Annotated in this window: 13 protein-coding genes, 1 riboswitch and 1 other annotated feature; of the genes, 5 read left to right on the forward strand and 8 right to left on the reverse strand. The window is 45.5% G+C overall.

Annotation, left to right across the window (positions count from 1 at the left end):
* Positions 1-8 precede the first annotated feature (8 nt).
* The 3 genes from AF331_RS05430 to AF331_RS05440 all read right to left on the reverse strand — a co-directional run bounded on the left by AF331_RS05430 (position 9) and on the right by AF331_RS05440 (position 1,642).
* Positions 9-377: a nucleotide excision repair endonuclease gene (locus AF331_RS05430; protein ID WP_048003582.1), complete on the reverse strand. Its 369-nt coding sequence runs from the start codon at positions 375-377 to the stop codon at positions 9-11.
* A gap of 69 nt (positions 378-446) precedes the next feature.
* Positions 447-758: an iron-sulfur cluster biosynthesis family protein gene (locus tag AF331_RS05435; protein WP_053427117.1), complete on the reverse strand. Its 312-nt coding sequence runs from the start codon at positions 756-758 to the stop codon at positions 447-449.
* Positions 755-1,642, reverse strand: coding sequence for a diacylglycerol/lipid kinase family protein (locus AF331_RS05440; protein WP_053427118.1), 888 nt, complete (start codon positions 1,640-1,642; stop codon positions 755-757). Before AF331_RS05440 ends, AF331_RS05435 begins: the two co-directional genes overlap by 4 nt.
* 182 nt (positions 1,643-1,824) lie before the next feature.
* On the opposite strand from AF331_RS05440, the gene AF331_RS05445 reads away from it, so the two are divergent.
* Positions 1,825-2,850 (forward strand): STAS domain-containing protein, encoded by a 1,026-nt coding sequence (locus tag AF331_RS05445; protein ID WP_053427119.1) that lies wholly within the window; start codon positions 1,825-1,827, stop codon positions 2,848-2,850.
* Positions 2,851-2,865: 15 nt separating this feature from the next.
* Here AF331_RS05445 and ileS read toward each other — a convergent pair whose 3' ends face one another.
* Positions 2,866-5,952, reverse strand: coding sequence for an isoleucine--tRNA ligase (gene ileS, locus AF331_RS05450; protein WP_053427120.1), 3,087 nt, complete (start codon positions 5,950-5,952; stop codon positions 2,866-2,868).
* A 52-nt stretch (positions 5,953-6,004) separates the two neighbouring features.
* Positions 6,005-6,219, reverse strand: a binding site (T-box leader).
* Between the two features lie 63 nt (positions 6,220-6,282).
* On the reverse strand, positions 6,283-6,690 hold the full coding sequence (locus AF331_RS05455; RefSeq protein ID WP_053427121.1) for a hypothetical protein: 408 nt from the start codon (positions 6,688-6,690) through the stop codon (positions 6,283-6,285).
* Positions 6,691-6,852: 162 nt separating this feature from the next.
* Between AF331_RS05455 and AF331_RS05460 the strand changes: the two genes are divergently transcribed.
* From AF331_RS05460 to AF331_RS05470, 3 genes are all read left to right on the forward strand, one after another.
* Positions 6,853-7,242: a tautomerase family protein gene (locus AF331_RS05460; protein WP_053427122.1), complete on the forward strand. Its 390-nt coding sequence runs from the start codon at positions 6,853-6,855 to the stop codon at positions 7,240-7,242.
* Between the two features lie 196 nt (positions 7,243-7,438).
* Positions 7,439-8,677, forward strand: a complete 1,239-nt coding sequence (locus AF331_RS05465) for an MFS transporter (protein ID WP_053427123.1) — start codon at positions 7,439-7,441, stop codon at positions 8,675-8,677.
* Positions 8,674-9,981, forward strand: a complete 1,308-nt coding sequence (locus tag AF331_RS05470; protein WP_053427124.1) for an amino acid permease — start codon at positions 8,674-8,676, stop codon at positions 9,979-9,981. Before AF331_RS05465 ends, AF331_RS05470 begins: the two co-directional genes overlap by 4 nt.
* On the opposite strand, the gene hemG is transcribed toward AF331_RS05470, so the two are convergent.
* Complete coding sequence (gene hemG / locus AF331_RS05475; protein WP_053427125.1) at positions 9,967-11,355, reverse strand: protoporphyrinogen oxidase; 1,389 nt, start codon at positions 11,353-11,355, stop codon at positions 9,967-9,969. The two genes, AF331_RS05470 and hemG, sit on opposite strands and share 15 nt — an antisense overlap.
* Positions 11,356-11,509: 154 nt before the next feature.
* Positions 11,510-11,614, forward strand: a riboswitch (SAM riboswitch).
* Between the two features lie 82 nt (positions 11,615-11,696).
* Between hemG and fbpA the strand changes: the two genes are divergently transcribed.
* Complete coding sequence (gene fbpA / locus AF331_RS05480) at positions 11,697-11,894, forward strand: Fur-regulated basic protein FbpA (RefSeq protein WP_235576319.1); 198 nt, start codon at positions 11,697-11,699, stop codon at positions 11,892-11,894.
* Positions 11,895-11,977: 83 nt separating this feature from the next.
* On the opposite strand, the gene AF331_RS05485 is transcribed toward fbpA, so the two are convergent.
* Together AF331_RS05485 and AF331_RS05490 are read right to left on the reverse strand one after the other, a co-directional pair.
* Positions 11,978-12,439: a hypothetical protein gene (locus AF331_RS05485; protein WP_053427127.1), complete on the reverse strand. Its 462-nt coding sequence runs from the start codon at positions 12,437-12,439 to the stop codon at positions 11,978-11,980.
* On the reverse strand, positions 12,439-13,227 hold the full coding sequence (locus AF331_RS05490; RefSeq protein WP_053427128.1) for a hypothetical protein: 789 nt from the start codon (positions 13,225-13,227) through the stop codon (positions 12,439-12,441). The genes AF331_RS05485 and AF331_RS05490 overlap by 1 nt, the downstream gene beginning before the upstream one ends.
* Positions 13,228-13,253: the final 26 nt, after the last annotated feature.

Here is a 13,253-nt window from a genome sequence, read left to right on the forward strand (position 1 = left end):
ATCACGCATTAAAAGAATGCTTTTTCCACATTGTATCTTGCTCTAAGCGCATTGATGATATATGTTTCGTAGATTTCACGCTCCATGGCATCCTCTACAAACAAGACATCGATGCGATGAACTTCCTTCCTGTGCTCACGAAGGGGTGAAACTTTATCTTCCAGATGCTTTTTGACACGCTGTCTCAGCTTTCTGGCTTTTCCAACAAACAGAAGTTCGTCCTTGTTATCATAAAAAAGGATGATTCCTCCTTTATCACGTGGAATTTCATGAAGGTCGATAAAACCTTCGATCGGTTGGATTTTGATTTCTTCATTTTCGTTCTGTTTGCGTTCTGTAATGGATACATCCGCTTTTGGAATGGTAATATTGATCATTGAACGTCACGTCCTTTTTATACTGTAAGGGCTAATAGTATCATATAACGGGATAGAAAGCCATCTCATTCACAAAAAACGGAGGCCTACCCGATTGTTGAACGTTTGATTCTTATTCTTGAATACAAATGCATTTTTCTGAAAATCGATGGTGAGTTCATGATCGTAGGCATCTTCAAAATCATCATCCACAATGAAGGTGACACCTTTATATTCAATGCCGCGTTCATGGGCTTGAAGCTCTCTGGACGGGATCACTTTCATTTCGTATACATTATTCACAATATCACAGCTCCCCCGGTCGAGGGCAAGCTGCACCAAATGGCCAGGGGGTATGTCCGTCAGCTTATTTAATGCAGGCTCTGTCAAGGTTAAATTCATGCTGATCCTCCTTCTGGAATTCTTATTTTCACGTGACGGGGAAGACTTTTTACAGTCAGCGGCAATGTGCATCCTTCATCTCCATCAATATTCGCCTTCATATCGAATGATGAGGACGCCTCGATCTCTGATGCTTCCAGGTGATGAACCTGAGGGCTTTCTGTTAGTTTACCCGCCAATATTTTGGGAAGCAATAAGAGGAACTTGGGTATCGGCATATCTTCGATGATGTAGACATGAAGTGATCCATCATCGACTTCCGCTTCCGGGGCGATGGATTCGAATCCCCCGATGGAATTCGTCATGGCGATGAGGGTCAATAAGGAATCCCCACTCCAGTTCTGCTCGCCTGACAGTTCTAACGGAAACGGCTGTTTCTCTTTCATTTTTTTCATACCCTCCACAACATACGCGAGAGGACCTAGCTTTGATTTCTGCTCTGCAGTCGCAGAGAATGAAGCTTCAGCCAATGCACCCACGGCGATGATGTTGATGAAATAGCGGTCATTCACCTTCCCGATGTCGGCTTCCCGGGTATTGGTTGATTTCAATACCTCGAGGGCCTCCTCAGGCTCGAGCGGCAGTGATATCGCCCTCGCAAAATCGTTCACCGTTCCAAGTGGCACCAGGGCAACCTCTGGGCGGTGGGGTTTCTCTGCCATGCCATTGATCACTTCGTTTACGGTTCCGTCCCCACCCATACATATGATCAGGTCAAAGCCTCTCTCGCAAGCTTCCTCCGCAAACAATGTGGCATCCCCTTCTCCCTTCGTTTCACGCACGAAGACCTCATAGCCTTCCAGATTATGTATAGCTTTTTTCTTGTAGTCCACCGCTTCTTCTTTGCCCGAAGAAGGATTGATAATGATCATCGCCTCTTTCATGCTTTCTCCCCCTGACTGTCATTTCTCATACTATACCCCCTGGACCTATTGATAAATCCTTAAAAAATCATCGGTATGATGTTTACTCACATTAAAAGGAGGGTAATAATATTTAGGTTTGCAGATTTTTGCACTCCCTTCTATACATATGAAAAGAAATCATCTTGTTGGAGGCGTCAATCATGAAACATGCAATCGATATAAGCGGCTCTTTATTCGACTGGGACCTTGTAAACGGGGAAGTTCATTTCGAAAATGAACGGGTCGTAATGTTCTGGGTGGATACGGCATTCAAAACCCTTTTTGATACGATCGAAGAGATAGCAGGTCATAAAGAGTCAAGACTTGTACTGGAAACTTCGGGATACAGGACCGGAACCATCGTAAGTGATTTTTACAGGCGCTCCCTCGGGAAAGTAGATGACATCCTCGGCAAGCTTCCAACCACTTATGTGACAGCAGGCTGGGGTGATACAGAGATCGTATCCTATTCAAAAGAAGAGCTTCATGCAGTGATTCGCGTCCGGAACAGCTGGGAATATCAGGTCAATAAGGAGCAAGGGAAAAATCAAGAAGGCACATTTCTTCCAGGTCACTGGGCCGGGGTCCTGACGGGCTTATTCGGGGAGAAAATGTGGTACAAGGTGAACAGGAGCCAACTTGAAGGCGACCCATATAGTGAGTATGAATTCAATCACTCTGACATCACACCTTCATTGAATGTCAGCGCATTAATCGAAGAACAAACAAATGAAATGCAGCAAAAGATGGAGCTTGCAGCAGCCGAGAGAACACATACTCTTTCAAGTATCATCAAGGAGATTTCTTCTCCGATCATACCCGTCCTCGATTCCATCCTGGTAGTGCCCTTGGTTGGTCGCTATGATGAAACGAGGGGTGAAGAGCTCCTTAACCGCACCCTCCTTAATCTCCCGGGATATAAGGCGGATTACCTCATCATCGACGCTACAAGCTTAATCGGGGTGGATGAATTCACTTTGAATTTCATTCAAAAATTTGTCGCAGCCACCTCCCTTCTCGGGACCCGCTGCCTACTGGTAGGAATCTCGGCTGAATTCAGTATTCAAATCGCCCAAAGCGGACATGACATCAAGCGGATCCCATGTTTTTCTGTCCTTCAGCAAGGCATCCATTATGCCCTCGATCAAATGGGGCTGTTCATCACAAAGAAGAACCCCGTTTCTTGAACGGGGTTCTTCTTATTAACCGATGTCGATGATCAATCTCCGGTCATTCAACGTTACTTCCTTTCCACCGGATAATGCTTCTACTTTCATCTCCCTCACCAAGACACCTTCACGTATCAGTGATTCATTGTTTTCAATCGCCTTCCGTATTTCCGGGTCTCCGTCCAACCGAAGGGAAATCCTGGCGTCTATTGGAAGATTGCGCTCTTTCCGCTCGGTCTGGATGGCCCTTATGACTTCACGAGCCAGACCTTCAAGCTTCAATTCCTCTGTGATTTCCGTATTGAGGATAACCTGATAAGAAGCATTTGCGCCCATGGAAAGCCCTTCATCTGCCACCCTCTCCACAAGAAGAAGCTCAAATGGGACAATCAATTGCTCGCCTTCGATATCCAGATGTAACGTTTCCGCTTGGACAATTTGTTCTGCTTCACTTTGACTTAATTGATCTAAATATTTCTTGACTGCGCCGAGTTTTTTTCCTAATACGGGACCGGCTTTTTTGAAATTAAGCTTGACTTCATACGATACAAGATCATTCGATGTTTCCTGTATAAGGACCCGTTTGACGTTGATCTCTTCTTGAATGATCCTTTGATGTTTTTTTAACGCTTCACCATTTTGTTGTTCAGTAGCAATGACGGTCATTTCCGATAGAGGTTGCTTCGTTTTGATCGATTTTGCATTTCTGACGCTCCTAGCGAGTTCAACCACTTGAAGGACGGCAGCCATTTCCCTTTCGATCGATGGATCGCTGTAACCTGTTCCTCCTTTCGGATATTCGGCAAGATGGACGCTTTTGCCCGTAAGGTTAAGGTGGATATCCTCTGCAAGGAATGGGATGTAAGGTGCAGCCAGTTTACTCGTTTCCACCAGCACATGATGGAGTGTGGAGAATGCAGCAAGTTTTGAATCTGACACGCCTCCCTCCCAGAAACGATCCCGAGAGCGGCGGATATACCAATTACTGATTTCCCCGATGAATACTTCAAGAGCCTGTGCTCCCTTGGTAAAGTCATAGCGATCCAACGCTTCACTCATCGTTTTTGATACACTGTCCAATCTAGAAAGGATCCACCTGTCCAGCAGAGTCCTTTGTCCTTGGCCTAGATCTGAATAGGTGAATGAATCGATTTTTGCATACATGGTGTAGAACGAATGAACATTAACCAGAGTGTCTACAACCTTCGATTTCGCTTCGAGGACTACTCTTTCAGAGAACCGTTTATTATTCCAAGGTGCACTATCGGCAAGGAGAGACCATCTGAGAGCATCGGCCCCGAACGTAGTGACAAGATCCATCGGATTCAATGCGTTCCCTTTACTCTTCGACATCTTCCTCCCCTCGCCGTCTAATATATGGCCTGTAGCAAGTACCCGCTTATAAGGAGCCTTCCCTGTGAACAAGGTGGAAACAGCCAATAAGCTGTAGAACCAGCCCCTGGTCTGGTCTATCCCTTCACAGATAAAGTCTGCAGGGAATTGCTTTTCAAATCGTTCCTTATGCTCGAATGGATAGTGCTGTTGTGCATAAGGCATGCTTCCACTGTCGAACCAAACATCAATCACTTCCGGTACACGCGTCATGGAGCCTTCACATTGATCACAGGTGAGATGGATGTGATCGACAAATGGTTTATGCAACTCAACGGAATCGATCTCTTCCACAGAGCGATTACGCAAGTCTTCGATGCTTGACGGTGCGTATTGATGACTGCAAGATTCACAGATCCAGACAGGAAGTGGTGTGCCCCAATAGCGATTCCTGCCGATATTCCAATCCACCATATTTTCAAGGAAATGACCGAAACGGCCTTCCTTGATATGCTCAGGGTACCATTCAACTTGTTCATTATTTTGGATGAACTGATCCTTCAACGCCGTCGTGCGGATGAACCAGCTCTCAATTGCGTAGTAAAGAAGCGGTGAATCACAGCGCCAGCAATGGGGATAGCTGTGCTCATATTTCTCTTTATGGAACAGGAGCCCTTCAGCTGCAAGATACTTCACGATATCCACGTCGCAGTCTTTGACAAACCGCCCTTGGAATGGAGGGACGGCATCCGTATACTTTCCCTGACCATCTACGACATTCACAAATGAAAGTCCATGATCTTTCACCAGTTGGTAATCATCTTCTCCGTAAGCAGGAGCGATATGCACGATACCTGTACCACTATCGGCAGTGACAAAATCCCCAGAAACCACAATATGTCCTTTTTCAGGACTCACAAATGGAAAAGGCGGGACATAGGCAGTTCCCTCCAATTCACTGCCCTTGAAACTGGATACGATGGGTGCTTCTTCAGAAAAATGCTTGTCTTTCAGGCTTTCGGCAACGATGTACGTATCGCCGTCACTTTTTACTTTTACGTATGTTAGCTCCGGATTAACAGCGAGGGCAATATTGGCCGGCAGCGTCCAAGGCGTGGTCGTCCAGCCGAGGATGAATTCATTATCGCTTCCCTCGATGCGGAATTTTGCGGTAGCAGAGAGATCCTTGACATCTTTATAGCCTTGAGCAACTTCATGGGAACTGAGTGTAGTCTGACAGCTCGGGCAATACGGCGTGACCCGATGACCTTTATAAAGGAGATCCCGTTTGTGAAGGTCGCTGAGGATATGCCACACACTCTCGATATAGTCGTTCTCCAAGGTTACATACGGATCATCCATATCTACCCAATACCCTATGGCCTCAGTGAATTCCCTCCATTGCTTCTCATAGTGAAAGACGCTGTTCTTGCATTCATTGATGAACTTTTCCACGCCATAGTCTTCGATCTGCTGTTTACCTGAGATGCCGAGCTGCTTTTCCACTTCCAGCTCAACCGGTAATCCATGGGTATCCCACCCTGCCTTGCGGTGCACCTGGAACCCTTGCATCGTTTTGTATCTTGCAACAAAATCTTTGATGACCCGTCCCAGAACATGACCGGCATGGGGCAGGCCGTTGGCTGTCGGTGGTCCCTCATAAAAAACAAATGTTTCTTTTCCTTCCCGCTCCGAAATTGACTTCTCAAACGTATTTGCTTCCTTCCAATAGTTCTGGATCCGCTCTTCACGCTTATGCGCTTTTTCTTTTACATCGACTGTTTTCATCTTTTACCCTCTTCCTCCTGGATAATGAAACAAAAAAAATCCGCCCCTTATAAAAAGGGACGGATGTTATTCCGCGGTACCACCCATCTTCCGTACATCTGTACGGCACTCGGTCAACACAGTAACGGCTGTGCACCGATCCTGCCTATACTTCCTTCAGCAGGACTTCTCGGGGGTGATTTTCCGGAAGGTTCTCCACCGCTTCTCACCACACAGCGGCTCTCTTAAGAAGGTTTCCTTCTGTACTCTTCCCGTCATGGAATTTAAATATTTCCAAAAGAATACACCCTCGTCTTCTAAAAGTCAATCAATTTTTCCTTATTCATCCTTTCAGTATTTAAGAAAGGTGGTCACACTACGGTCTGTCAAATACCTTTTGGTGGCCAGGTCATTCAGCCATTTTTTTTGATTCAGCTTATAGGTCCCATGCTGATCCTGGTAGGTCTTTTGATGAAGATTCACCGTTACGGCTTCCTCTTTTCTATTCATGGCCACTCCTCCCTTTTTCCCTTCACAATATTCATACAGCTCGACTACATCACCTATTGTCATGAGCTCATTCAACAACATCAACAAAGGAAGATCATCATCATATGCCTCATAGAGATACGGCAAGGTGACAGGTACATCCTCCCTATATTGTTCCGCGGATGTCAAACCGACCCCGAACTCTTCTTCCCATCTGGCAGATTCGGCGTCGATATTCCTGATTGTGGCAACCAAAATGTGACAGGTCACAAACATCTTCCTCTCAACAATTCTAAATATAAATGGATTTATTTCCATTATGTATGGAATGACCGGTTATTTTCAAGTAATTCGTGTCGTCATTCATTTCCATGTTTAACGTTGCTCTGGAGTGGTATCTTATCGTTATCATCAAGAATAGGAGGCGATTGTATGCCATTGCTTACATTCGATATAATCGAGGGAAGAGACCCTTCGAAAGTAAAAAAAATCTTGGATAGTGCCCATCAAGCAGTCCTTGAGGCTTTTGGTGTTCCAGAAAGGGACCGCTATCAGATTGTCCACCAACATCCGAAGCATGAGATGATCATTGAAGATACGGGACTCGGTTTCAACAGAAGTGATGATGTGGTCGTCATCACCATCACGAGTAAACAACGGACCGATCAACAGAAAAAGAAATTGTATCAATTGTTGGCTGAAAAGCTTGAGAAGGATTGCGGCATCTCTCCAGACGATCTAATGGTCTCGATCGTGACGAATCGTGATGCCGATTGGAGTTTCGGTAAAGGGGAAGCACAATTCCTTACAGGAAAGCTATAAGAACGATTGAAGAGGCTGCCCGGCTGCAGCCTCTTTTTTTTGTGCTCCTTTAGACGAAAAGGAAGACGATGGCTTCTACAAATCGATCAAGATGCCACTTGGAATAATTTTCGACGGATTGCTCGTGAAGCCGTGCCGCATACTTGTAAGAAGGAACAGTATTTGTGATAAACCATAATGACTATGAGGTGTCAAAATGAACGATCAATCAAAAGTGAGTAACTGGTGTGTCGTCAGTATGGCCTCCATCCCGCTCGTCATGACGCTCGGGAACTCCATGTTGATACCAGTGCTTCCGATTTTTGAAAAGAAGGTTGGCATCTCATCCTTCCAAACCAGCATGATCATCACGAGTTACTCAATCGCTTCAATCTTCCTGATTCCCATTGCCGGCTATTTATCGGATCGATTCGGACGGAAAATGGTCATCCTCCCCAGTCTTGTGTTCTCTTTGATCGGAGGTCTGATTGCAGGTTACGCATCTTGGAAAATGAGTGATCCTTTCCTTTGGATCATTATCGGAAGGGTCCTGCAGGGAATCGGAGCTGCAGGAGCAGCCCCCATCATTCTTCCACTGGTGGGTGACCTGTACAAAGATGATGATGAGAAAACAAGCTCTTGCCTTGGCATTATTGAAACGTCCAATACTTTTGGCAAGGTGTTGAGTCCAATATTAGGAGCGGCTTTCGCGGCTTTCTTGTGGTTCCTGCCGTTTTTCTCCATCTCTTTTTTCAGTCTCATTTCCATCCTCCTTGTCATTTTTTTCATTAAAGTACCCAAGAAGAAGGATACTCCCATGGAACTTAAGGAGTTCATCCAGAAAACGAAAGGAATCTTCAAAGAGCATGGCAAATGGATTTTCACCGTATTTACCATCGGGGCGTATGTGATGCTGGTCCTATTCGGCATTCTTTTTTACTTAAGTGATTCATTCGAAAAGATTCACCACTTGTACGGTGTGAAGAAGGGCTTTGTTCTGGCAATCCCTTTGCTCGCTCTTTGCATCGCTTCTTACATTTCAGGAAAAAACATCAAAGGAAATGTAAAAATCATGAAGGGCATTATCTTGGGTTGTCTTGCCATTTTGACTCTTTGCGTACCATTTGTCGGGTTTCTCAGGGATCAATTGGTCTTCCTTCTCTGCCTTACAGGTTTTATCGGAATTGCCATTGGGGCCCTACTGCCGACCTTGGATGCGTTGATCACAGAAAACATTGAAAAAGAGGAACGTGGGACTATTTCTTCCCTCTACAGTTCTTCCCGTTTTATTGGGGTGGCAGCTGGTCCCCCCCTGGTTTCGCTGGTTATGAAAAATGGATTGAATGTGAGTTTCATCGGGGCGGGACTTTTTGCCGTGATCATCATTGCTTTGGTTATGTTTTGGATCCACACAAATGAAAAGAAGAAACCGCAGCCGGCTGAAGGTTCATCATGAAGCATTCTTCAGCAGAACCTGCACTTTCGTGGTGGCACCTATCCTTGATCGGTGCTGGGGGTACGGTAGGGACCGGGTATTTCCTGGGTACAGGCATAGCCCTTAAATCGTCGGGGGGCTTCATCATCCCTGCTTTCCTAATCGCAGCATTTGCAACATGGATTGTGTACAAGCGACTTGCCACGATGACCATGGCCGATCCTTGTGAAGGATCTTTCTGTACCTACGCTGGAAAAGCATATGGAAGTTGGGCTGCCTTCCTGTGCGGCTGGATTTATTGGATTTCTACGATTTTGATCATGGGAGGGCAGTTGACCGCCCTTGGGATTTTGTCCAGGTACTGGTTCCCTTCCATTCCGCTATGGGTTTTCACCCTTATCTTTGCTGTGCTATCCATTTCAGTCGTATTACTCGGAGCAAGGGGATTTGATATAGCGGAAGACTTTTTTTCCATCATCAAGCTCTCAGCGCTTGTGATCTTCCTATTCATCGGTGCAGCGTTGTTATCAGGGACCGGAAACCACTTCCATTTGAATAGTTCAGTGCATTTTGATGAAGGATTCAATCGGATGAGAACTTCTCTGATCTTTGCCTTCTACTCCTTTGCCGGCATCGAAGTCATCGGTCTGATGGCTTCTAGGCTCTCCAATACTAAAGATATACTTAAAAGTGGAAGGGTACTGATCATGTGCCTTGGCTCATTGTATGTATTGGCACTTTGGATCACAATGAATCTGCAGGCGCCCACCCACTTTTCCAGTGAGGAAAGCCCCTTCATATCTGTCCTGAATCGGGGGAATATTCCGATTGTCGCATCATGTTTTAACGGCGTGATTCTGTTTGCCGGTTTTTCAGCATTGGCTGCAGCGTTATTCAGCGTCACCCGACTCCTACGGTCTATGGCGGATGAAGGAGAAGCCCCTGCAATCTTCAAAAAAAGATGGAAAAGGGATATCCCTCTTCCATCGCTTTTACTATCCATTGCCGGCATGGCGTGTGCCATCATCGCTTCTCAACTATTGCCGGGAATCATTTTTGAAGCATTCATCACGGCCGCCGGTATCCTGTTGCTTTGTAATTGGGCATTCATTCTGCTTTCTTCCTTCAAACTTCTTGACAGGGACGTCATGAGGAACGGAGTGAGCCTCGTTGCACTGGGAATCTTGGTGTTGGCCATCAGCGGAACGTTCACATTGAAGGAGAGCAGATACGGATTCTATCTGAGCATGGTGCTACTAATGGTGATCGGCCTGGCCTCCCTGTTGTTCAGGAGCATGACCTCGCACCGCTCAAAGAAGTCGTGAAGACAGCTGCTCTGCTGTCTTCTTTCCATTTTGAATGCAGGCACCAATGCCCACACCGTAATAGGAAGCACCCGCTAACATGACCCCGGGAAATTCAACAGCAAGGCTTGATTCCAATTGTCTTACTGATTGTGCATGTTCCAGGTTGTAATTGGGCATCAGGCCGGACCAGTCTGTTACTTCTTTTTGAATGGGCTGTACCCCTTTGAGTCCCATCGTCGCTTCTATATCCCTAAGAGCTGTGTGAAGCAACTCTTCCTGGGTGAGATGTTTAATTTCTGCCCAGTGGGGATTGGAATCCTTATAGAAAAGCCTGACGAGGAGCTGACTATTCACAGACGTGTGTTTCCATTTTCTGCTTGTCCACGTGCAGGCGTCGCTTTTCACTCCACCTTGTTCTTTTGCGACGATGAACCCTGTACCATCTGCAGGCAATACGGTATCAGGAAGGTCGAATCCAAGGTAAATGCTTTTTAACGATTTCGTTTTAAGAAGGGAAAAGCCTTCATTCAGTTCCGGGTGGTTGAGAACTCCCCTTGCACGATTGTGTGGAATGGCAAGGACGGTTGCATCCGCGGATATGGTTTCACCATTGGTGAGTTCCAATGAATACATACGACCCGATTTTTTCAGGCTCTCGAGGCCGATCCCCTTGTATTTTTCTGCGTTCGGCGTGCATTCATCCAGCCGATTGATGATGGCTGATAATCCGGTTTTAAACGAAACAAATTTCTTGTTGGATTTCCCCTGATGTTTTTCACGGTTGATCCATAGCCCCTTCATGATACTGCCATAAGCATTCTTATAATCTAATAAGTATGGCAGTGTGGAAGACATGCTCAGTGTATGCAAGTCCCCTGAATATACCCCTGATAGAACAGGTGCAATCTGGTTTTGTACGAGCTCTTTTCCTAAGAAAAACTCCAGGAAATCCCCGATGGAATCTTCCTTTGTGAACGTGTCATTCTCCGTTTCGTAATCCAGTAGTGCAGCCCTTTTTCCTTCGTCGGAAATCAGCGTACTCTCCATCAGGGAAGTTCTCGTCATGGGAATTCCAAACACTGAATCTGTTGGAATTTTATGTAGTGTGTCCTGCGTGTAGATGAACGATGTACCCGTTTCGTTATATACAAGTTCATCCATGAGCCCTAATTCCCCGACAAGCTCGAGGACCCCCGGGTGTCTTGACACAATTGAATCGGCACCGACTTCCATGATGAAGGGATCCGAAGAGATCGACTGGATTTTACCTCCAAGCATATTTTCTCCTTCAATCAATATCAGTCTTACGTCCTCACCTTTCAAGTATTCCTGAAGGTAGTATAGTGTCGTAAGGCCGGTGATACCTCCACCCACAACTGCCACTGTCTTCATCTCGTTCACTCCAAACCGCTTTATTCATTCTATACATACGGTACCATGATTGACCGGGTTATACGAGTGATTCACTTCATTTTGTGTGTCTGAAATCGCACATTAAACCAAGTTGACAACTTGGTATACTTGGTTTATACTATATTTCATATAACGCTTATCAAGAGAGGCAGAGGGAATGGCCCTATGAAGCCTCAGCAACAGGTTCCAAATCGGGATACTGTGCTAATTCCACAAGCAGGTGCTTGAAAGATGAGTCGAAGAGTCCGGGCAATCCTTCTTCTTATCCTGAAGAGGGATTTTTATATCCTCTTCCCAACCATTCATGAGGAGTGAGTATGATGGAAACCACGCAAAGAAGGAATGAATTGATCAATAAGTTGATCGTGCACAAAGTGTACAAAAAAGGAGAAAGACAGCTGTTCGAATTGACCCTCGAAGAATTGGAAGAAGAGTTTAGAAGCGTAAAAAAAGAATGCCATCCCCATACGGAGTCGGGCTCCATCCATTGGATCAATTGCAACAAAGTAACCGATTAGACCGACGATGTCTTCCACATAAAGTAAGGTTGAACCATTCAATGATGAGGCATTGAATGGTTTTTTATCGTTTGGTCCGTCTTTCACTCTTTTCCGACCGCGGCAATCCCCAATGCATGATGTTCCCATAGCGTCCTGGTTACCCATTCTTCATCCTTTAACCGACAGTTGATTATGAGGATGATTTCAGATGGTTGATGATGATCTGCCAAAATCTGATTCCTCTCTTTGATCTTCAACAGTATCAGGTCGATGAGGAAACCAAGGACCAATCCGCTCCCTGCCCCGATCAACCCCCAGTAGATCGGCCCCCATTCCAAAGTAAACCCACGACTTGTGGCAATAACCGAAAAGATCACGGCAAGGAACATGCCTTTATTGAGAAGGGAATGACCATCTGAATAATGGATGGAGTCAAAGAGCCTTGTTTCTCTCTGCCTGCTTTCAAGGGGAATGGCATATAGATCATCCACCCCCTTCTCTTCAAGCTTGACGATGGTCATTTCGATGTAGGAAGAATGATTGAACGATGCGATGATTTGCATTATCTAACCCTCCATCCTTTGCCAATCAACAAGGATCCTTTTTGGTAATACGCTTTTAAAAGGGCGGCCTGTTCCCTGTCGAAAAGTTTATTATTCTCAACGACCCCCACATACGCGTCATAAATGGTAAAAAAGTAAAAGGATGGCATGTACAATAACCATTGTTTATCGAGCACGTTAACAGATGTTTCCAATTTCCCCAAGATAAGATAATGAATTCCTTCCAACAGGTGGGAATGATAGACGTAAATAACAGTGGTCACAAGCGTGAAAAGCCCCGATATGATCCGGTGATTATAAAAATGTCCAACACTCGGTACGGCCATAGACCAAAAAAAAGCTGAAACAGGGCATCTCTTATCAAGATAGTTGATTTCAAGCGGTCGAATGACGAGCCTCCTGTTGATGGTCGACTTGTTTCCTTTATGACTTAAATAAACTTTATTCAGGTCGACGGCGGTTCTGTGGCTATCCCATATGGCAAACAAATACACCGGAATGTATAAATGCATGAACTGAATATCCAGGACGCTTTTTGCTGCGTCGATATCACCCATGAACGTGTAAACCATGGCTGTGTTCAAGTGAATGGTCTGGTTGATATAGATCTCCCATATCACCAGGGCGAAACCTCTGAGGTATTTGGAAAGAAGAAGATGACCGAATCCTGGAAAGGCCATGGACCAGAGCGCAACAATCATGGGGTTCCTCAAATGAATCTGTGTGGTACCGAATATGCTGACGTACGCAAGATTCCCTTGTTCACCAGCATTATTCAACCGCTTCATAAGATCCCCCTCCCTGCTTCATTCTG

The organism is Rossellomorea marisflavi (genome assembly GCF_001274775.1).
Classification (GTDB): domain Bacteria; phylum Bacillota; class Bacilli; order Bacillales; family Bacillaceae_B; genus Rossellomorea; species Rossellomorea marisflavi.